Annotated in this window: 21 protein-coding genes; 7 read left to right on the top strand and 14 right to left on the bottom strand. The window is 54.6% G+C overall.

Annotated features, from left to right (window positions below; translation table 11 throughout):
- Positions 1–15: 15 nt before the first annotated feature.
- Positions 16–1,047 carry a methionine synthase gene (locus tag EA20_RS0108305; RefSeq protein ID WP_024966381.1) on the top strand — a complete coding sequence of 344 codons (1,032 nt, stop codon included), beginning with the start codon at positions 16–18 and terminating at the stop codon, positions 1,045–1,047.
- Positions 1,048–1,251: 204 nt separating this feature from the next.
- Here EA20_RS0108305 and EA20_RS0108300 read toward each other — a convergent pair whose 3' ends face one another.
- The 9 genes from EA20_RS0108300 to EA20_RS0108260 form a co-directional block, all read right to left on the bottom strand.
- The gene (locus EA20_RS0108300; RefSeq protein ID WP_024966380.1) at positions 1,252–1,521 is read right to left on the bottom strand and encodes a hypothetical protein; all 270 of its coding nucleotides are present in this window, start codon (positions 1,519–1,521) and stop codon (positions 1,252–1,254) included.
- A 25-nt stretch (positions 1,522–1,546) separates the two neighbouring features.
- A complete protein-coding gene (locus tag EA20_RS19605) occupies positions 1,547–2,305 on the bottom strand; it encodes a DNA-binding transcriptional repressor (RefSeq protein WP_038381560.1) in 759 nt (252 codons plus the stop codon).
- A gap of 88 nt (positions 2,306–2,393) precedes the next feature.
- Positions 2,394–2,756, bottom strand: a complete 363-nt coding sequence (gene gutM / locus EA20_RS0108290) for a transcriptional regulator GutM (protein WP_024966379.1) — start codon at positions 2,754–2,756, stop codon at positions 2,394–2,396.
- Between the two features lie 44 nt (positions 2,757–2,800).
- Entirely contained in the window at positions 2,801–3,580 is a 780-nt protein-coding gene (srlD, locus tag EA20_RS0108285) for a sorbitol-6-phosphate dehydrogenase (protein WP_024966378.1), read from the bottom strand.
- Between the two features lie 13 nt (positions 3,581–3,593).
- Positions 3,594–3,962, bottom strand: coding sequence for a PTS glucitol/sorbitol transporter subunit IIA (locus EA20_RS0108280; RefSeq protein ID WP_024966377.1), 369 nt, complete (start codon positions 3,960–3,962; stop codon positions 3,594–3,596).
- A gap of 14 nt (positions 3,963–3,976) precedes the next feature.
- Entirely contained in the window at positions 3,977–4,963 is a 987-nt protein-coding gene (locus tag EA20_RS0108275; protein ID WP_024966376.1) for a PTS glucitol/sorbitol transporter subunit IIB, read from the bottom strand.
- A gap of 14 nt (positions 4,964–4,977) precedes the next feature.
- A complete protein-coding gene (locus tag EA20_RS0108270; RefSeq protein ID WP_024966375.1) occupies positions 4,978–5,526 on the bottom strand; it encodes a PTS glucitol/sorbitol transporter subunit IIC in 549 nt (182 codons plus the stop codon).
- Positions 5,527–5,949: 423 nt separating this feature from the next.
- Complete coding sequence (locus EA20_RS0108265; protein WP_024966374.1) at positions 5,950–6,378, bottom strand: organic hydroperoxide resistance protein; 429 nt, start codon at positions 6,376–6,378, stop codon at positions 5,950–5,952.
- 103 nt (positions 6,379–6,481) lie between these two features.
- On the bottom strand, positions 6,482–6,940 hold the full coding sequence (locus EA20_RS0108260; RefSeq protein ID WP_024966373.1) for a MarR family winged helix-turn-helix transcriptional regulator: 459 nt from the start codon (positions 6,938–6,940) through the stop codon (positions 6,482–6,484).
- A gap of 59 nt (positions 6,941–6,999) precedes the next feature.
- Between EA20_RS0108260 and EA20_RS0108255 the strand changes: the two genes are divergently transcribed.
- Together EA20_RS0108255 and EA20_RS0108250 are read left to right on the top strand one after the other, a co-directional pair.
- Positions 7,000–7,599 (top strand): HD domain-containing protein, encoded by a 600-nt coding sequence (locus EA20_RS0108255; RefSeq protein WP_024966372.1) that lies wholly within the window; start codon positions 7,000–7,002, stop codon positions 7,597–7,599.
- Positions 7,600–7,746: 147 nt separating this feature from the next.
- Positions 7,747–8,379, top strand: coding sequence for a hypothetical protein (locus tag EA20_RS0108250; RefSeq protein ID WP_024966371.1), 633 nt, complete (start codon positions 7,747–7,749; stop codon positions 8,377–8,379).
- A gap of 223 nt (positions 8,380–8,602) precedes the next feature.
- On the opposite strand, the gene EA20_RS0108245 is transcribed toward EA20_RS0108250, so the two are convergent.
- The 3 genes from EA20_RS0108245 to EA20_RS0108235 form a co-directional block, all read right to left on the bottom strand.
- Positions 8,603–9,244 carry an RpiB/LacA/LacB family sugar-phosphate isomerase gene (locus EA20_RS0108245; protein WP_024966370.1) on the bottom strand — a complete coding sequence of 214 codons (642 nt, stop codon included), beginning with the start codon at positions 9,242–9,244 and terminating at the stop codon, positions 8,603–8,605.
- A gap of 26 nt (positions 9,245–9,270) precedes the next feature.
- A complete protein-coding gene (gene kduD / locus EA20_RS0108240) occupies positions 9,271–10,032 on the bottom strand; it encodes a 2-dehydro-3-deoxy-D-gluconate 5-dehydrogenase KduD (RefSeq protein ID WP_024966369.1) in 762 nt (253 codons plus the stop codon).
- A 284-nt stretch (positions 10,033–10,316) separates the two neighbouring features.
- The gene (locus tag EA20_RS0108235) at positions 10,317–11,885 is read right to left on the bottom strand and encodes an MFS transporter (protein ID WP_071995395.1); all 1,569 of its coding nucleotides are present in this window, start codon (positions 11,883–11,885) and stop codon (positions 10,317–10,319) included.
- Between the two features lie 373 nt (positions 11,886–12,258).
- Between EA20_RS0108235 and EA20_RS0108230 the strand changes: the two genes are divergently transcribed.
- Positions 12,259–13,443, top strand: a complete 1,185-nt coding sequence (locus tag EA20_RS0108230; protein WP_024966367.1) for an oligogalacturonate lyase family protein — start codon at positions 12,259–12,261, stop codon at positions 13,441–13,443.
- 9 nt (positions 13,444–13,452) lie between these two features.
- Entirely contained in the window at positions 13,453–13,779 is a 327-nt protein-coding gene (locus EA20_RS0108225; protein WP_024966366.1) for a cupin domain-containing protein, read from the top strand.
- A gap of 793 nt (positions 13,780–14,572) precedes the next feature.
- Here the strand turns inward: EA20_RS0108225 and EA20_RS21095 are convergent.
- Complete coding sequence (locus EA20_RS21095; RefSeq protein ID WP_235192642.1) at positions 14,573–15,082, bottom strand: RcnB family protein; 510 nt, start codon at positions 15,080–15,082, stop codon at positions 14,573–14,575.
- A gap of 400 nt (positions 15,083–15,482) precedes the next feature.
- Here EA20_RS21095 and EA20_RS0108215 point away from each other — a divergent pair, with 400 nt between their 5' ends.
- Positions 15,483–16,025 carry an isochorismatase family protein gene (locus tag EA20_RS0108215; RefSeq protein WP_024966364.1) on the top strand — a complete coding sequence of 181 codons (543 nt, stop codon included), beginning with the start codon at positions 15,483–15,485 and terminating at the stop codon, positions 16,023–16,025.
- 1 nt (position 16,026) lies between these two features.
- On the top strand, positions 16,027–16,950 hold the full coding sequence (locus tag EA20_RS0108210; RefSeq protein ID WP_024966363.1) for a GlxA family transcriptional regulator: 924 nt from the start codon (positions 16,027–16,029) through the stop codon (positions 16,948–16,950).
- A 20-nt stretch (positions 16,951–16,970) separates the two neighbouring features.
- Here EA20_RS0108210 and malM read toward each other — a convergent pair whose 3' ends face one another.
- On the bottom strand, positions 16,971–17,876 hold the full coding sequence (gene malM / locus EA20_RS0108205) for a maltose operon protein MalM (RefSeq protein WP_024966362.1): 906 nt from the start codon (positions 17,874–17,876) through the stop codon (positions 16,971–16,973).
- Positions 17,877–17,987: the final 111 nt, after the last annotated feature.

Raw genomic sequence — 17,987 nt, 5'->3', positions numbered from 1 at the left:
ACAAGGTTCTCTATGATGAAAAAGTTATTACCTACGTCGACGTCTGGCAGTTTACCGAAACCCTCCTGGCTTGCTCAACCGGAGACGCTCTGGTCACCCTGGAAATTGCAGGGTGAGGAACTGGTTGATGGCAAGCTGGATGCGCTGCGTTTATGCCTGCAGGATCAACTGGAAGCCGGTATTGATATCGTCAGTGATGGCGAGCAGACCCGTCAGCATTTTGTCACGACCTTTATCGAGCACCTCAGCGGCGTCGATTTTGAAAAACGTGAGGTCGTGAGGATCCGCAACCGTTATGATGCGAGTGTGCCGACCGTTATCGGTGAAGTGGTCCGTCAAAAGCCCGTATTTGTTGAAGATGCTAAATTTCTACGTCAGCATACCAGCCAGCCCATTAAATGGGCGCTGCCAGGCCCGATGACCATGATCGATACGCTTTATGACAGCCATTACAAAAGCCGTGAAAAGCTCGCCTGGGAATTCGCCAAAATCCTCAATCAGGAAGCCAGAGAATTAGAAGCGGCAGGTGTCGATATTATCCAGTTTGATGAGCCTGCATTTAATGTTTTCTTCGATGAGGTGAATGACTGGGGGATCGCCGCATTAGAAAGAGCCATCGAAGGGCTTAAATGTGAAACGGCTGTGCATATTTGCTACGGCTATGGCATCAAAGCAAATACCGACTGGAAAAAGACGCTGGGCTCAGAGTGGCGACAATATGAAGCGATTTTTCCTAAACTGCAGAAATCGAATATCGATATCATCTCTCTGGAGTGTCAAAACTCGCGAGTTCCCATGGATCTTATTGAACTTATCCGCGGTAAGAAAGTGATGGTTGGCGCCATTGACGTGGCCACCAATACCATTGAAACGCCTGAGGAAGTCGCCGATACGCTGCGTAAAGCGCTGCAATTTGTTGATGCTGACAAACTCTACCCTTGTACCAACTGCGGTATGACGCCGCTCTCCCGTCGCGTAGCCCAGGGCAAGCTGAACGCCTTAAGTGCGGGCGCTGAAATTGTCCGGAGAGAGCTGCTGGCTAAATAACCTCGCCAGCGATCGGAATATCTGAAGAGTACTCAGTCCGGGTTAAGCTATCTGGTTAAACGCCAGATAGCTTAACCGTTCAACTGAAGTATGTTTGCAGCAGGCTGACGGCCATCCTCAGGAGACGTTACCAGGGCTATACTCCCACGATATTAAGCGAGGCGCTTTCAGGACAGGATAAACGGCATATTCGTCAGCCAGAGATCATGACCAGTAGCCCAGGCTTGTCATGACCAGCCAGAATGAAAACCCCGCCATGGCCGTCCCGCCGGCAATGTAACAGAAGACGTTAACGTAAAAACCAGCACTTCCACGGTAATAGTAATCTTTAACCGGAGAACCCTTGCGGGACTCAATAATAAGCCCCGCCTGATAACCCCGGATACCGTGCAGCAGCATCCAGATTGCGGTTAAGGAAGTCGCACATATAAGAGCGACACTTTCAATATCAACATTATCAAATAACGTAATCATAACCCACTGATTTTAAATCGTTATATCAGACAACGATAACTTCAATGCCCTTTTCCTGCAGCTGCGCCAGGATCTCATCAGGGATATCGTCGTCGGTGATCAATATATCGACGGCATCGAGACTGCATACGACGTTGGGGCTGCGGCGGCCAAATTTGGAAGCGTCCACCAGCAGGACAATTTTTTTAGCGGCATGACACATCGCCTGGCTGACAGCAAAGACTTCATTAAACGTCGTCACGCCAGCGGTCATATCCACGCCGTCCGCGCCGATAAACAACGTGTCGAAGCTGAACTGGCTGAAGGCCGACTCCGCCAGACTGCCGTGAAAAGATGCTGATGTGCCGCGGTAGGTCCCGCCGGGCATCAGGATAACCTGATCGTTATTCAGCTCAACCAGTTCATTAACGATATTCAGGCTGTTGGTCATCACGGTGATATTATTGAAGCGCGCCAGGTGCGGTACCATTTGCAGCACCGTACTACCAGCATCAAAAATAAGCGAGTCGCCTTCGCCGATCAGAGAGGCTGCACGAGCGGCAATACGCTTTTTCTTTTCCGTGTTAATAAGCGTTTTTCTGTCGATAGGCTGATCTCCTTCATCACGGTTCAGCATCACGCCGCCGTAGGTCCTGATCACTGCGCCTTCCTGCTGCAGCCGGGTCAGATCCTTACGGATCGTGGTCCCGGTCGTATTGAAGTGGGTAATCAATGTCTCTACGGTTGTGCGGCCGTTTTGCTGCAGGTATTCAAGAATTTGTGCCTGACGCTGTATCGGTTTCATAAAGAAGTCCTTTCAGTTGCTGAACGTCCTTATTATCCGGCGTTTTTCACACCGGATGCAAAGGAGCATTCTTTCAAAATGAAAGTTATCACCTCTTATTTGAAATGGCTAATGTCAGCGCCTCCTGTAGGGATTTATTTTCAGGAAATAGGGCTTCAGGGCATACCTCACTTATTGCGCGACCGGTAAGACGCGCTTCGTCCCCAGGCGTGGCAAATACCGTCAACCCTTTCATCACAAAGTTAGCGGTTATCCTGCCCTCCTCACTGATGGCCAGCGCCAGGACAACCCGCGGCTTTAACCGTCCCGCTGAGCGGCCAATGCTGACCCGGCCATGCTCTGCGAGCGCAGCAAGCGCCCGGTTAAAGCGGCTAATCTGCAGCCAGCCCAGCGCTATCTGGGAAGTCCAGGCAATGGCTGCCACCCCAATCAAGGCATTTACGGGATCCATATTTCTCCTTCTGAAGCGGGTAGCTTTTGCTACCGGCCTCTCTGTCAGAACATCACCTGGCCGCCGGTAATATTTATGGACTGCCCGGTGCAGTAAGACGCCTTGTCGCTTGCATAGAACAGCAGTACGTTGAGCACATCGGCGTAGTCGCAGCCACGCTTCAGCGGCACCTTGTCGATATAGTGCTGTTCAACCTCCCCGGCACGGATGCCCAGTTTTTCGGCATACTGCGGCAGCAGTGACTGAAACATCGGCGACTTAAGCAGGTTGCCCAGCATCAGGGAGTGCACGGTAATACCGTAGTCAGCCAGATCAAGCGCCAGCGACTGCGTCAGACCGACGCCGCCAAACTTGGCCGCACTGTAGCCTGAGTTATGTTTGCTGCCGACCTTACCGGATTTTGAATTGATCTGAATAATCCGCCCCTGAATGCCGTCCCTGATCATCAGCTTCGAAAACTCACGGGCACAGAGGAAATACCCGACCAGATTGACCTGCAGTGACAGGTCAAAATCGTTCAGTCCGAACTCCGTAATCGGCGCGGCTTTCGCCATTCCTGCGCTGTAAAGCAACAGATCGGTCCGGCCAAAATGGTCATTAACCTGACGGGCAAGCGCGATCACGCTCTCTTCACGGGTGGCATCCACCTGTAAAGCCAGGGCGCGACCTGCGCCATGCGCCTGGTTGATGATGGCGGCAACCCTGTCAGCATTCTCTTTATTTAAGTCGGCAACCGCCACTTTATAACCGGCTTGCGCCAGCCCCTCGCACAGGTAAGCACCCAGCGTCTGTCCACCACCGATGACTACAGCAACCTGATCCATTTTCATCTCCTGATTATTCACTCAACATACAAAACTTCTGGCCCGGCTTGATTGAGGCAGGCGCACTGCCGTCAACATGAACGGTGCCGGGAAACTCGGGCTGTGCGGCACCATCAAAACGCACGGTGATATGGCCGAGTTCGCGCAGGTTTTCCCGCGCCACATCGCCCACGGCCGTCACCGGATAGCTTTTTTCGCCGATAACCAGCGTGGAACCGGCAGCGAACGTACCGCCGTCATTAACATCGGTACGGTGGATAAAACAGTATTCCGCCAGATCGTCAGGCGCACCTTCCCCAAAGATGATGATGAAGTTGTCTTGCAGCGACTCGCTGGCACAGGCCCCAATGGCGACAAAGGTGGATGCATAAACGGTTTTCATAAGCGCTCCCGCTGTTACTGATAGATAAACCCGGAGACGGCCCAGGCGAGTAGAACGGAGGGCGCACCGGTCAGGAAACGGCCGACCAGCACAGAGGGTACGCCGACACGTACGGTCTCCTGACGCGCTTCGGCAATCGACAGGCCGACGGGAATAAAATCGCAGGCAGCCTGAGAATTGATGGCAAATAGAGCCGGCAGGGCCAGATGCGGCGGAATGGTTCCCTGCCCAATTTGCACACCGACCAGCACGCCAATCACCTGCGCGATAACGGCGCCCGGACCAAGAAACGGTGAAAGCAGAGGGAAAGAGCAGATAAGCGCCAGCGTAACCAGCCCGATGGGGCTACTTGCCAGCGGCGTCAGGCCATGCGCGATAAAGTCCCCGAGGCCGGAGGCCATAATGATGCCTATCAGCGCCGAGACGAATGCCATAAAGGGCAAAATCGTTTTTAACACCGTATCGATGGTTTCCCTTCCCGCCTGAAAGAAAACCGCCACCACCGACCCCATTCCCATACCGACCTTCGCCAGCAGCCCGTCGCTCTGCTCGGTAATTTTTTTACTGGTGTCATAGTCGCGCCCCTTATTTGCCGCCTCAGGCGGTGGCATTTCATTGGCGGGTATGGATGCGCTATCGCTGGCCTGAATATCTTCTGGCCGTACGCCAGAAACGTAGATCTCCTCAGTAATAAACTGCGCCAGCGGGCCTGATTTCCCGGTGGCATGAATATTAATAGTGGGAATGCCACGCTTGGGATAAAGGCCACAGCGCAACGTACCGCCGCAGTCGATCACCGCCACGCCAATCTCGTCAGCCGGCGGCTCCCCTTCCTTAAATCCATCGACGGCTTCCCAGCCAGTCACCGCTTTCAGGCGATCGACGATTGCCGGACGCGTTCCCGCCGTGACGTAAACAATCTTTTTGCCTGGTGTCACTGTGATAGTGAGCGGGCCGCCCCAGCCACTTTCACCTTTTTTAACGGTAATGGTGTCAGTCATTTTCTACTCCGCTCTTATAAACGAACCTGACGGTCGAGTTGCACGCCCATCTTTTTTTCAAAAATAGTGGTGGTGAGATCGGTGACCCAGCCCCGGAAAAAGTTGGTGATAATACCGACCAGCAGATAACTGACGGCCAGCGGCCCCAGCGGCAGGCCCAGGGTTGTCAGACCATTGGCGATGCCCAGATAGACAAACAGCTCGCCGGGATTGATATGGGGAAACAGGCCGTTCATGGAATGACAGCTATAGGAGGCCGCGGCGTAATAGCTCGGTTTATATTTTTCCGGCATAAACCTGCCGAGGCTGTGCGTCATCGGATTACAGAAAACAAAGGTGCCAATAACCGGCAGTAGCAGATAGCGAGAGACCGGATTACCGGCGCAGCGTTGTGCAAGCGCCTCAATACGCCGCTGTCCAACGAAAACGATCAACGCATTCATAACGACCAGCAGGCTGATAAGCAGCGGAAGGATACCGGTTACCATGCCGGTAAAGACCTCTCCGCCTTTCTGAAAGAGTCCGATAAACCACTCGGCGCCCTGTGTAATGTGTTCAATCATTGTTAACCCCTTCGCGTAGAGAACAGATTTCATCTTCACTGCGACAATAAGGTAGATCGAAAACAGAACAATAAAAGATGGGCAGATCACAAAACGGTTGATTTAACTTTCATTTTGAAAGATTAAATGAAAGATAATATCTTTCATTCTCGCCTATTCAGAACGTTAAGGACAGGATTGCGACATGAAGAGAGCAGTACGCGGGCAGCCATAAGCGGGATTCAGCCTGCGCCCGGCGCAGAGTGCTGAGAGGCAGTAGCCAGGTTTTTCAGAAACGACGTCAGGAGTTTGAATGGCCCTGGCGCTGGCGGAAGTGATTGCCGCGCTGAGATACCGGGAAGCGTAGAGGGTCTTTCTGCCGGTGAAAAACGGTCGGCGTGAGAAAAAAACGGGGCGGAGAACGCCGCCCCGGGCGCGCGTCGCTTAGTTGATGATATTCAGCGTCACGTCGATATTGCCGCGCGTCGCATTAGAGTAAGGACAGACGATATGTGCGGCATCCACCAGTTTTTTCGCTTCAGCAGGGTCCATTCCTTCCAGATGAATATTCAGCTTCGCCTCAATACCAAAACCGGTTGGAATCGGACCAATGCCCACTTCGCCTTCAATAAACGCCTCTTTTGGCAGGGCAATTTTGTCGCGACCGGCAACAAACTTCATCGCGCCCAGGAAGCAGGCTGAATAACCAGCAGCAAACAACTGCTCCGGGTTAGTGGCTTCACCGCCCGCACCGCCCATCTCTTTAGGCACACCCAGCTTCACATCCAGAACGCCATCGGAAGAAGTTGCACGACCATCACGGCCACCAGTGGCTTTCGCTTTTGCACGGTAAACTACGTTTTCTAGCGTCATCTTGAATCTCCAGGGAGGGAATGAATTAAACGTGCTATTTAATAGCGCGCGATTTATAACAGCGTCGTTATTTCAGTATAGCGCTTACCGGCTGACGCCGGTGTCAGCCGTTAAGTTTATCCCGCAGGTTTTCCAGCTCACTTTTCAGCGCCTGCAGCGTTTCGCCGTCGCAGGAAGTGGCGCAAAACACCGCGTCCGGGATCTCTTCAGCCTGGCTGCGCAGGTTGCGGCCCTGCTCCGTCAGCGTCACCACGACCTGACGTTCATCTTTGCGTGAACGCTGGCGGTTAAGCAGCCCTGCAGTCTCCAGCCTTTTTAACAGCGGTGTCAGCGTGGCAGAGTCGAGAAACAGCCGTTCGCCGATCTCGGAAACCGTCACATCGTCGCGCTCCCACAGCACCAGCATCACGAGATACTGCGGATAGGTGATATCCAGCCGGGCAAGCAGCTTGCGGTAGAGCTTATTCAGCGCCAGATTGGTGGAGTAAAGCGCAAAGCACAGCTGTTGATCAAGCAACAGTGGCGAGGTTTGCGCTTTTTTGTCATCTTGATGAAGTGTCATGGTTAAAATATAAATAGCGCACTACATAATTGCAAGCGAATTTTCGCCACGGAGAGAAGATGATCGATTCACTGGAAGAACGCGCCAGGCGCTATGCGACCAAAGCGCATGCGGAAGCGGGGCAGCGCCGGAAATATACCGACGAACCTTACATCGTGCATCCGGCTGCGGTGGTGGAGCTGGTGCGCAGCGTGACCGAAAATGAGTTTATGCTGGCAGCAGCCTGGCTGCATGACACCGTTGAAGATACGCCCACCACGCTGGGCGACATTGAGAGTCACTTTGGTAAAGAAGTGGCGGCCCTGGTATCCATGCTTACCGACAGCGCGCAGCCGCAGGCCAAAAACCGGGCGGCGCGTAAAGTGGCGCATTTCCGTCATACGGCAGAAGCGTCCTGTGAGGCGCAAACCATCAAGCTGGCTGACATCATCGATAATACGCGTTCCATTATTCACTTTGATCCTCATTTCGCCCGCGTCTACCTCGTGGAGAAACGCGTCCAGATCGCCCTGCTCACCGACGGCAGCCGCGAACTCTGGCAGCAGGCCTCCACCATCATTGAGCAGGGCATCGGGGCGCTGACCCAGCCTCCCTACCGGGTTCCCGCCGCCTGGTTTGAGAAACAGGAACAAAAGTACGTCACAACAGAGAAGCTGTAATAGTGAGCACGTCCCGTTTTCGTCCAGCCACGCGGTATTATCTGCTAAGAATTATCCGTATGTGCCCCAGGTTGCTAACTGGCATTAATTGGTAAGCCACGGCACACCGGATTCCTATAATCGCCCTCCTGATAACAAGAGGGCATTATGCGATCTGATTTGATTTTTATTCGTAGTAAGGTGCTGGCACTCTTTGCCTGCGCCATTTTTCTTTGCGCCATGATGGGGCTGGTCTTTATTGACGTACGCTGGGTGAACAATGCCATTCATGAAAATTCTCTTACCGAGGTGGCGCAGGAACTGATGTTGCTCGCTATTTCCCTGCTGTTCTTCTGGCGGGGATATCGCTACTGCAGCCTGCGCCCCACGCTGACGCTGGTCGGCGGCTTTTACAGCTGTATGTTCATTCGCGAACTGGATTTTCTGTTTGACGAGATTTCACACGGCAGCTGGGTCTGGTTTGCGCTGGCGGTCACCCTGGTCTGCGTGGTTATCGCGGCGCGTCAGCCTGAACGCACCCTGACGGGGCTGGCTGACTTTTTACGTCATCCGGGATGGGGAATGATGGCGGCAGGCCTGCTGACGGTGATGATTTTTTCACGGCTATTTGGCATGCAGCTGCTCTGGCGGCATCTGATGCAGGGTGACTATAACCACGCGGTCAAAAATATGGCTGAAGAAGTCTGTGAACTGCTGGGCTACAGCTTCTGCCTGCTGGCGACCTGCCGCTATCTGTTTGGCGCAGAAAAGCTAACGGCCCGCCCACAGCAGAGTGATTAACGGCATATCATCCCTTTCCTTTGACGATGCACGCCATAAATATGCAGCACGGCGACTAAGGCGTCAGGGCGTTTGTAGTGATTAACGACGGCGAGGGTAGCGACTGCCATGCTGTCTGAATGACAGCGGCGAGGCGTCCACACTCTCTGAGCAGACGCTCTGCTTCGGTTTGCAGAAAACAGAAAGAAGTAAACCAGCGGCGGTGTTCGCCGCTGGTGGAAAATCAGCTGTTCAGCAGATTGCGAACGAAGCCAATAATATCCTGATCCTTGCCCTGTTCGAACAGGCATTTCTGGAAGCGCTCGCCGCTGACAGCGGTTTTCACCAGTTCCGGATCAATGGCACGCAGCGTGTCGAGATAGTTCTCTTTCATCACCGCATTTTTCACCTGGTTAAGCAGGCCCGCGTTGCGCACCTGTGGCTCTTTACGCTCCGGCGGATAGCCTTCGCCTTTACGGCCGGTAAAGGCTTTCTCAAAGATATAGCGCACGTTCAGCTCGGCGCCCCAGCCGAAGCCTTTGGCGAACGGCAGCGCCAGCGCGTTACCGTTATTGATCTGGGCAAACAGGAAAGCGTCAGCCGGATCGATGCAGTAACCGCAGGTCACGCCAGGATGAATGTTCAGGGAGAGCAGTGCGCCCTGGCCGGTACCGCAGCCGGTAACGACAAAGTCGACCGCGCGGGCGTTGATCAGGATGCTGGCCATAATGCCCAGGTGAATGTAGGTCAGGTGGTGATCCTGCTCGTCGCTCATGCCAACGTTAAATACGCTGTCATTGTTGTCTGCGGCTACGGCCTGAAGCTGCTCAAGGACCTGCGCGTTTTTGCCTGCCTGGCTGTTTTCCATCATTAGTGCGATGTTCATGAAATTCTCCTGAAGATAGGTTTCAGTTAACGGGCCAGCCAGCCGCCGTCCACAGCAAGGGTGTAGCCGTTAACATAGTCTGACGCTGCCGACGCCAGGAAGACGACCGGCCCCATCATATCGTCCGGCAGCCCCCAGCGTCCGGCAGGGATGCGTTCAAGGATCGCCGCGCTACGCGCTTCATCCGCCCGCAGCTGCTGGGTGTTATTGGTCGCCATATAGCCTGGTGCCAGCGCGTTCACGTTGATATTGTGCTGCGCCCACTCGTTCGCCAGCAGGCGGGTGACGCCCATCACCGCACTTTTCGAGGCGGTATAGGAAGGGACACGGATGCCGCCCTGGAAAGAGAGCATCGACGCGATATTGATAATTTTTCCGCCGGTTCCCTGTTTGAGGAAGACTTTAGCGACCGCCTGAGACATAAAGAACACCGTTTTGATGTTCAGGTTCATCACGTCGTCCCAGTCCTTTTCGGAGAACTCAATCGCATCCTGGCGGCGTATAATCCCGGCGTTATTGACCAGAATGTCTATATGACCAAATTCGGCCACCGCTTTTTCAATCAGGGTGGGCAGCGCCGTCAGATCGCTCAGATCCGCTTTCAGGCTCAGAAAACGGCGGCCCAGCGCGGTCACTTTTTCCGCCGTTTCCACCGGATCAACCACGTTGATACCGACGATATCGCAACCGGCCTGCGCCAGCCCCGTCGCCATTCCCTGACCCAGTCCAGTATCACAACCGGTCACGATCGCCACTTTATCCTTCAGTGCAAAACTCTCAAGAATCATGATCTCTTCCTTAATAGGTTTAGGGGATTAACGGTGCGGCAATAGGCTTGAGACGCGACCGGCATCCTTAGGGTGACATCCGGACAACGGGTTGCCCGACAAAGGATGCTCAGTTTAGCGCGGCAACAGCCCAGTTTCAAACAAATATAAAACGATGTTTCTTTTTTTATAAAATGCAGTATCACACCTTTCCCTGGCTCCGCGAGTTACGTATCGCCATCGCGCGGGGCATGGCCGCATGAGCGGGTCATTGCCCGCGTCATCGAAAGATCCCGCCCGGTAGCTTACGATCGGACAGGCTGGATGCGATCGGCGTCATCAACGCGCTCCGGCGCCAGCTTCATCTTTTTGCAAATCGCGCTGTTACCCCAGCACTCTTCGTAGGCATAACCCACCAGGTTTTCAATCACTGCCCGTGACGCTGGCGGAATATCGCTCTGTTTACCGCCCGCCTTGATGCGCGCCACCTCTTCCAGCACGATCCGGTGGGTTTTGCGGTTGAGTTTCATCTGCTGGCTGAAGACAATTGCCATCAGGGCCAGCAGGGTAACGCCGCCAAAGAAGACCCAGGAGATCGCCGTTATCGCGCTTTCCGGCTGGGTGTGCGTGTTTGACTGGAAGCCGTAATAGCTGAGGATGGCACCCATCACAAAGACAATGATGGAACGTACAATCTTGCCGGAGAAGGTCATGGCGCCAGCATAAATGCCCTCACGCCGGCGTCCGGTAAAGACTTCATCCACATCGGCAAGGAAGGTGTAAACCGTCCAGGGGATGTAATAGACGCCGCCGGTACCCAGGCCAAACACCACGGTAATGGCGACGATCGCAACGGAAGATAAATAGACAGGCAGCTGGAAAAAATGCAGCAGTGAATAACAGCCGACGGCAAAAATAACGATGCTTAACGCCCAGATATAAGGTTTGCTGAAGCCCTTTTTCACGCAGATGCCGATAAAAATCGCGGTAGAGAAAAGTTGCAGGATGGCGTTGAGGCTGTTCAGTCCAGCAAGGATGGAAGGATCATATTGCAGCACGAAAATAACGTACCAGGTAAATACGGAGGCGAACAACCATTCGGCCCCAAAGCCAAACAGATACATACCTAAATGTTTACGGAAGACGCGCAGATAAAAGGTGGATTGCATATCCCGCGCCAGGCAGATCAGCGTTTTCCACAGCGACTGCTTCTGGCGGACAACTTCTTCGTTTTTCCGCTCCCACGTAAAGAGATAAAGCAGGCCAATCGCAATAAACAGAATGGCGCCATAGGTCAGGCCGGTCAGTAAAAAAGGCTGAGCGGAATCTTTGCCGTAAAAAAGAATATACTGGCCCGGGATAAACGCCGCGAGGAAATTAGCCAGCTTGCCAAATATCGCTTTAAAGCCGGTCAGCTTCGAACGCGTGGCGAAATCATCGGTCATTTCCGTTGCCAGCGTCTCATAAGGCACCATCACCGAGGTATAAATTAATTCAAAAAGGACATAGGTCGCCAGGTAATACCAGAAGCCGAAGCCTTCCACCCATAATAAGGGGTAAACCATCATCAGCGGCGCGCCAATCAGCAGGAAAAAGCGACGCCGGCCAAACCGCTTACCGAGCCAGGTATTGCCAAATTTATCCGTCAGATAGCCCATAACCGGATTACTGATCGCATCAATAATACTGGCGGCAGAAAAAATGAATGAGGCTTCGAGCAGCGTCAGCCCGCAAAACGTCGTATAAAAATAGAGGAGCCAGGCTCCCGCAATTGCCAGCGCGCCGCTGCCCAGCAAATTGCCACCGCCATAGGCAAGCTGATGGCCCAGCTTCACCTGACGAGCCTTATTGTTGAGACTTTCATTGGTCATCATAGCAAAAAGCTCCATATATAATTAAAACGATGTTTCAAAAATAATTTAGAGAGCGTTTTATACGTTTACAGGCGGGTGAATAATGTGACTAAAATCACGCAGAAATAATGACATGGCGAAACTAAAAATAATGAACCCCTGAGAAAAGGCATTAATAAAAATAACAATCAATCGCTTAGCCAAAAAGCGTGCGTATCTGTTTGATAAAGAAGACGACCGTCCAACTGCATTTATGTGAGAAGCCTCCCATAAATTAAGCGTGACCGTTTGCGGATGAACCAATCACAGTATTATCAACTTGTCTTTTTGAAACATTGTTTTGATTTTAAAACAGGCCTATTTTCCCGTCTGCTTACTCACGAGGGAGGTCAACGTGGCTAAGGGTTCACGCATTACGCTTCATTTTCAAACGTCCCGGGATGCACAAACCGGCGCCGAACTGGTTCGCCTGACGCCGCCTGACGTACTCTGTCATCGTAACTACTTTTACCAGAAGTGTTTCAGCCGGGACGGACAGCACCTGCTGTTTGCCGGTGAGTTTGACGGCGCGCGAAACTACTATTTGCTGGATCTCCGGCAGCAGCAGGCCGTCCAGCTAACCGAAGGGAAAGGTGACAATACCTTCGGCGGCTTCCTGTCACCGGATGACCGCCATCTTTATTACGTTAAAAACGAGCGGGAACTGCGCAAGGTCGATCTGGAGACGCTCAGAGAAACTGTGGTTTATCGCGTGCCTGAAGAGTGGGTAGGCTATGGCACCTGGGTGGCGAACAGCGAATGCACCAGCCTGGTCGGTATTGAAATTGCGCGGGAAGACTGGACGCCGCTGACGGACTGGAAGGTCTTCCACACCTTTTTTACCCAAAAACCGCGCTGCCGTCTGCTACGGGTCGATCTGACCAGCGGCGAGGCGCGAACCATCCATCAGGATAACCTCTGGCTTGGCCACCCAATCTACCGCCCTTTTCAGGATGCCTGCGTGGCTTTCTGTCATGAAGGGCCGCACGACCTGGTCGATGCCCGTATGTGGCTGGTCGACGAAGATGGCAGCCACGTACGCAAAGTGAAAGCGCATGCGCCAGGGGAAAGCTGCACCCACGAGTTCTGGGTGCCGGACGGCTCGGCGCTGATGTATGTCTCCTACCTCAAAGGCCAGCAGGCCCGCCATATCTGCCGTTTCGATCCAGACAGCGGCAGGAATGAGGTGGTGATGGCGATGCCTGCCTGCTCCCATCTGATGAGCAATCACGACGGCTCACTGCTGGTGGGTGATGGCTCCGGCTCACCGGTCGACGTGCAGGATGCGGCAAGCTACGCCATTGATAACGATCCCTGGCTATACGTCTTTGACAGCCAACGGAAACGGACGGCGCGCCTGGCCGCTCACCATAGCTCATGGCGGGTACTGGATGGCGATCGTCAGGTAACCCATCCTCACCCTTCTTTTACGCCCGATGACAAACAGGTGCTGTTTACCTCTGACGTCGAAGGCAAACCCGCACTCTATCTGGCCAGACTTCCTGAAGATCTCTTCGATCGTTCAGGCAATTATTGTTGAGGTAAGACTATGTTCTGTTTTAAAGAAGAGACCGTTTTACAGGATCTGGGCGCGGGCGTTACGCGGCGCATCCTGGCGCACGGCGGCAAAATGATGGCGGTCGAGGTCACGTTCGGGCAGGATGCCGTCGGGCCGCTGCACAGCCATCCGCATGAGCAACTGACCTATGTCCTTTCCGGGCGTTTTCGCTTCACCATTGGAGATGAAACGCACGAGGTGAAGGCGGGCGATACGCTGTATAAAAAACCGGACGTGGTACACGGCTGCGTCTGTCTGGAGCCAGGGACGCTGCTCGATACCTTTACTCCTCAGCGTGAAGATTTCCTGGCAGACTAATTCGCGAGGCTGACAGGTAAAAACCTGAAGTCGGGCGCACATTTATCCTGAATCATTCAGGTTGCAGGAAGGCGGCAAACGAGGGAATCCCGATGAGCTTACTTTGGTAAGTGATTCGGGTGAGTGAGCGCAGCCAACGCACCTGCAGCCTGAAGGATGACGAACGTTTACCCTAAATCATTCAGGTTGCAGGAAGGCGGCAAACTAGGGAACCCCGATGAGCTTACTTTGGTAAGTGATTCGGGTGAGTGAGCGCAGCCAACGCACCTGCAGCCTGAAGGATGACGAACGTTTACCCTAAATCATTCAGGTTGCAGGAAGGCGGCAAACGAGGGAATCCCGATGAGCTTACTTTGGTAAGTGATTCGGGTGAGTGAGCGCAGCTAACGCACCTGCAGCCTGAAGGATGACGAACGTTTACCCTAAATCATTCAGGTTGCAGGAAGGCGGCAAACGAGGGAATCCCGATGAGCTTACTTTGGTAAGTGATTCGGGTGAGTGAGCGCAACCAACGCACCTGCAGCCTGAAGGATGACGAACGTTTACCCTAAATCATTCAGGCCGCAGGAAGGCGGCAAACGAGGGAATCCCGATGAGCTTACTTTGGTAAGTGATTCGGGTGAGTGAGCGCAGCCAACGCACCTGCAGCCTGAAGGATGACGAACGTTTACCCTAAATCATTCAGGCCGCAGGAAGGCGGCAAACGAGGGAATCCCGATGAGCTTACTTTGGTAAGTGATTCGGGTGAGTGAGCGCAGCCAACGCACCTGCAGCCTGAAGGATGACGGGTAAATTACTGATAGATGATATCGCCGGATAACACCTTCAGAATTTTGCCTTCGTTATCCGTTATCAGCACGTAATCTCCGCCCATGTAGGTCCAGTGGCTGCCCTCTTCGGGCGGCGTCAGATGCCTTTTCTTCCATTCGCCGATTTTATAATGCGGGGCACGATAGCTTTCGGGTGCAATGTCCCCGATATGGAACTGTTTAAAGTCGGCGAAGAAAGAGGTTTTATCGTACTTTCCTTTTACCTGCGCCGGTGTCGTTTCACCGTCCGGATTCATCGCTGATGGCGGCTGGGACTGTGGCGCCTCTGCGGCATCAGGAGCGGTCTGTGCGGCTGCCTCGGGTGTCTGCTCAGGGGAGGCAGGCGTTTCCATCTGAGGTTCAGACGCGGCAGGATTGGCTGCCTGTTCGCTTTGAGCAGCGGCGGACTGCCCCTCTTCCGCCCAGACGGGTGAGATCATCGGCATCGTGCCAAGCAGCGCGGCTGAAAATAGTACGATAGTAGTCTTGCTCATAGTTTCTCCGGTGAGAAAAAGTAACTTCATGAAACGGGAGCGGAAAATCCCTGTCATGGCGACTCCCCATAGGGAAACACTATCTCTTCTCCTGCGGCAAGGCAATTTGCTTATCCCGTCGGCAGCCCGTACCGCCGGCGAGAATAACCGGCCCGGTGAGGCCCGCCAGCCCTTCACCTACGGTGGAACGCCCAGCCCACCGGGTTTTGTTGCCTGATATTTACTGATGACCCGTACAGAAAATAGTGCCGTGCTGCCAGCGGAAAGGTATTGCTGGGTGCTTTGCAGCCGCGGCCTCCCGATCTGTCTGCCTGCAACAGCAGCTTGTCCGTTTCTGGCCTTCTTATGCCCACCGATCCGCGTCAGTATGGCTTCTCACCTTATCAGCAGGAGTCCGGAAATGACCCACACCGTTCTTTTAGTCGTTGACGCTCAGCAGTCCTTCTATCATCGTGGCTATCAGGAGACGGCGGAGACGCCGGCGTTCGAACAATGCCTTACCGCGTTGATTGACGGCTGCCGCCAGCGCGATATCCCCGTGGTGGACGTTTTTCATCTGGAAGAGGATGGCCCGTTCTCGCTGGCGTCAGGACTGGTTGAACGGCTGCCTTTCCTGCACCATCAGGCGGTGAAAACCGTGCATAAGCGCGTGCACAATGCGCTGACTGACTCGGGGCTGGATGCCTGGCTGCGTGAGCAGAAAACAACGCACCTGATTATCAGCGGCCTGCGTACCGAACAGTGCTGCGAAACCACGGCGCGGGTCGCCTCCGATCTCGGCTACGCGGTGACGTTTGTTACCGAAGCGACGCTGACGTTCCCGATTACCCATGCCGGTATTACGCTGAGCATCGCCGATTTGCGCCACCGCACAGAGAGCGTGCTCATTAACCGCTTCGCCGCTATCCGTACACTTGAGGCGTGCCTGGAGGAACTTGATTAATATGACTGTCCCGGTGTGGTTTTTAACATTACCTGGCGTGATGCTGCTGGATATCACTGGTCCGGCGGAAACGCTGAAGCTGGCTGGCGACGCGTTCAGCTTGCACTACACCGGACCTGAAGAGAGTGTCGTTACCTCAACGGAAATGCAGGTGTCGCGGATAGCGCCGCTGCCGGAAAGTTTGCCCGCCGGTAGCCTGCTGATTGTGCCGGGCGCGGCTGACTCCCGCGTGGCGTTTGCCACGCCGCAGGCGGACCTCGCACGGCGCTGGCTCAGGCGGATGGCACCTGCTATTTGCGCAGGCGAAATCACGCTGGTCTGTATCTGTTCTGGCTCGCTGCTTGCGGCGCAAAGCGGCCTGCTGTCGGGCAGGGAGTGCACCACGCATCATGAGGTGATTACACGACTGAGAGCGGCGGATCCGACGGCTGTCGTCAGGGAAAACCGGATTTTTATCGAAGATCGCGGTATCTGGACCAGCGCCGGGATCACCGCCGGTATCGATCTTTCACTGCACCTTATTCACCGCCTCTGCGGCGCGACGGTGGCACTGGATGTGGCGCGGGAAATGGTGGTCTGGTTTCGCCGTTCAGGTGACGATCCGCAGCTTTCTCCCTGGCTACGCTACCGTAACCATCTGCATCCGGCGATACACCGTACGCAGGATCTGTTAATCCAGCATCCGGAGCAGGAGTGGCCGCTGGAAGAGGTTGCAAGACGCGTACACGTCAGCGCCAGGCATCTCACCAGGCTGTTTCGCCAGCATCTGGGCATCACCGTCAAGGCGTATCATGAACAGTTGCGGATTGCCGTTGCGCGACAACGCCTGCAGCAGGGGGAAGGTGCGGAAAAAGCGGCGCTGTCGGCGGGATTCTCCTCCTCCCGCCAGCTGCGCCGTGCACAGCAGCGTTGGGCAGCGCTCTGACACCGCCCGCCGCGATACAATTAACGCTTCACGCTGTCGATAAAGGTCTGACGGGCGGTTTTCGACCCCAGCCGTTCAGCCTCATCCAGTAATTTCAGCGCTTTATCGACGTTGCCCGCCTTCACGGCCTTCTTGATCGACTCGTTAAAGTAAGCGTCTGAATCATCCAGCAACGGTTCTGACGGCCTGGCCGGGCTGGCCGGGCTGGCTGGCGCGGCCGCTGGCTGGGTGTTGCCCACCACCACCGGCGTGGCAGCTGGCGCACCGGATGAGGGCAGGAACTGACCGATCATCACGTTGCCGGACTTCTGCTCGGCAGTGACCTTCAGGCTCAGCGTGCCCGTTGGGGTGTGGCGTGCGACAGGATCGGGAATATCCGGCACGGCGTTACCCACGCCCGAGGCATAGGCTTTCGCTGGGTTGACCATTTGCGTGGTCTTCGCCAGATCCTGGCGTGTGGTATAAACCAGCAGATAAATTTGTTTCTGTCCGAGCGCCGGGGTCAGTTTCAGTGTGCCTTCCAGACGATCGCTGGAGACAATGCCGGGCTGCTCGTAGGGGAAATAGCTGGCAGGATAAAACGCGGCCGGGCGCATCTGCTCGTCGAGCACCAGCACGTTCGGCGCATAAACTGTTTTGCCTGAGACCACGCTGGTCAGCACAACTTCCAGCGATCCGCGATCGGCTGGCAGCGAAAATGGTGCGACCGGCCCCTGAATCTCACCCTGGTTAATCTGGCTGCCCGTGGCGCTGAGCTTCACGTCCTGCGTCACCGGCGGCACCAGCGGCGTCCACGAAAGCTGGCGCAGCGTCTGGCTGGAAATCGCCGGCGCCTTTGCGGCATCCTGCTGAGCCGCAAAGGCGGCGTCGGGTAGCGCGGTCAGCAGGCTTAACGACAGACAGAGCGACAGCAGCGTCTTTTTCATGATGGTTTCCTTCTCAAGTCCCTGAAGGCTGGCGGAAACCCGCCAGCCAGCACAGCATATTTGACGTTCTGAATACCGTTACGCGGCGGCAACGGCGGGGGGATTTACACC

Origin of the sequence: Pantoea sp. IMH (assembly GCF_000599885.1) — a bacterium.
In the GTDB taxonomy this organism is placed as follows: Bacteria; Pseudomonadota; Gammaproteobacteria; order Enterobacterales; family Enterobacteriaceae; genus Erwinia.
The sequence above is the reverse complement of the archived record's forward strand: the minus strand, read 5'-3'. Positions and strand labels throughout refer to the sequence as shown.

Bases quoted from the DNA above. Each gene is read 5' to 3' on its own strand.
- EA20_RS0108245 (WP_024966370.1), bottom strand. From the start codon at position 9,244: ATGAACATCGCACTAATGATGGAAAACAGCCAGGCAGGCAAAAACGCG.
- EA20_RS0108280 (WP_024966377.1), bottom strand. From the start codon at position 3,962: ATGAAAACCGTTTATGCATCCACCTTTGTCGCCATTGGGGCCTGTGCC.
- EA20_RS0108300 (WP_024966380.1), bottom strand. From the start codon at position 1,521: ATGATTACGTTATTTGATAATGTTGATATTGAAAGTGTCGCTCTTATA.
- EA20_RS0108255 (WP_024966372.1), top strand. From the start codon at position 7,000: ATGATCGATTCACTGGAAGAACGCGCCAGGCGCTATGCGACCAAAGCG.
- EA20_RS0108225 (WP_024966366.1), top strand. From the start codon at position 13,453: ATGTTCTGTTTTAAAGAAGAGACCGTTTTACAGGATCTGGGCGCGGGC.
- gutM (WP_024966379.1), bottom strand. From the start codon at position 2,756: ATGGATCCCGTAAATGCCTTGATTGGGGTGGCAGCCATTGCCTGGACT.
- kduD (WP_024966369.1), bottom strand. From the start codon at position 10,032: ATGATTCTTGAGAGTTTTGCACTGAAGGATAAAGTGGCGATCGTGACC.
- EA20_RS0108260 (WP_024966373.1), bottom strand. From the start codon at position 6,940: ATGACACTTCATCAAGATGACAAAAAAGCGCAAACCTCGCCACTGTTG.
- EA20_RS0108215 (WP_024966364.1), top strand. From the start codon at position 15,483: ATGACCCACACCGTTCTTTTAGTCGTTGACGCTCAGCAGTCCTTCTAT.
- EA20_RS0108275 (WP_024966376.1), bottom strand. From the start codon at position 4,963: ATGACTGACACCATTACCGTTAAAAAAGGTGAAAGTGGCTGGGGCGGC.
- EA20_RS0108270 (WP_024966375.1), bottom strand. From the start codon at position 5,526: ATGATTGAACACATTACACAGGGCGCCGAGTGGTTTATCGGACTCTTT.
- EA20_RS19605 (WP_038381560.1), bottom strand. From the start codon at position 2,305: ATGAAACCGATACAGCGTCAGGCACAAATTCTTGAATACCTGCAGCAA.
- srlD (WP_024966378.1), bottom strand. From the start codon at position 3,580: ATGGATCAGGTTGCTGTAGTCATCGGTGGTGGACAGACGCTGGGTGCT.
- malM (WP_024966362.1), bottom strand. From the start codon at position 17,876: ATGAAAAAGACGCTGCTGTCGCTCTGTCTGTCGTTAAGCCTGCTGACC.
- EA20_RS21095 (WP_235192642.1), bottom strand. From the start codon at position 15,082: ATGAGCAAGACTACTATCGTACTATTTTCAGCCGCGCTGCTTGGCACG.
- EA20_RS0108265 (WP_024966374.1), bottom strand. From the start codon at position 6,378: ATGACGCTAGAAAACGTAGTTTACCGTGCAAAAGCGAAAGCCACTGGT.
- EA20_RS0108305 (WP_024966381.1), top strand. From the start codon at position 16: ATGAAAAAGTTATTACCTACGTCGACGTCTGGCAGTTTACCGAAACCC.
- EA20_RS0108235 (WP_071995395.1), bottom strand. From the start codon at position 11,885: ATGATGACCAATGAAAGTCTCAACAATAAGGCTCGTCAGGTGAAGCTG.
- EA20_RS0108210 (WP_024966363.1), top strand. From the start codon at position 16,027: ATGACTGTCCCGGTGTGGTTTTTAACATTACCTGGCGTGATGCTGCTG.
- EA20_RS0108250 (WP_024966371.1), top strand. From the start codon at position 7,747: ATGCGATCTGATTTGATTTTTATTCGTAGTAAGGTGCTGGCACTCTTT.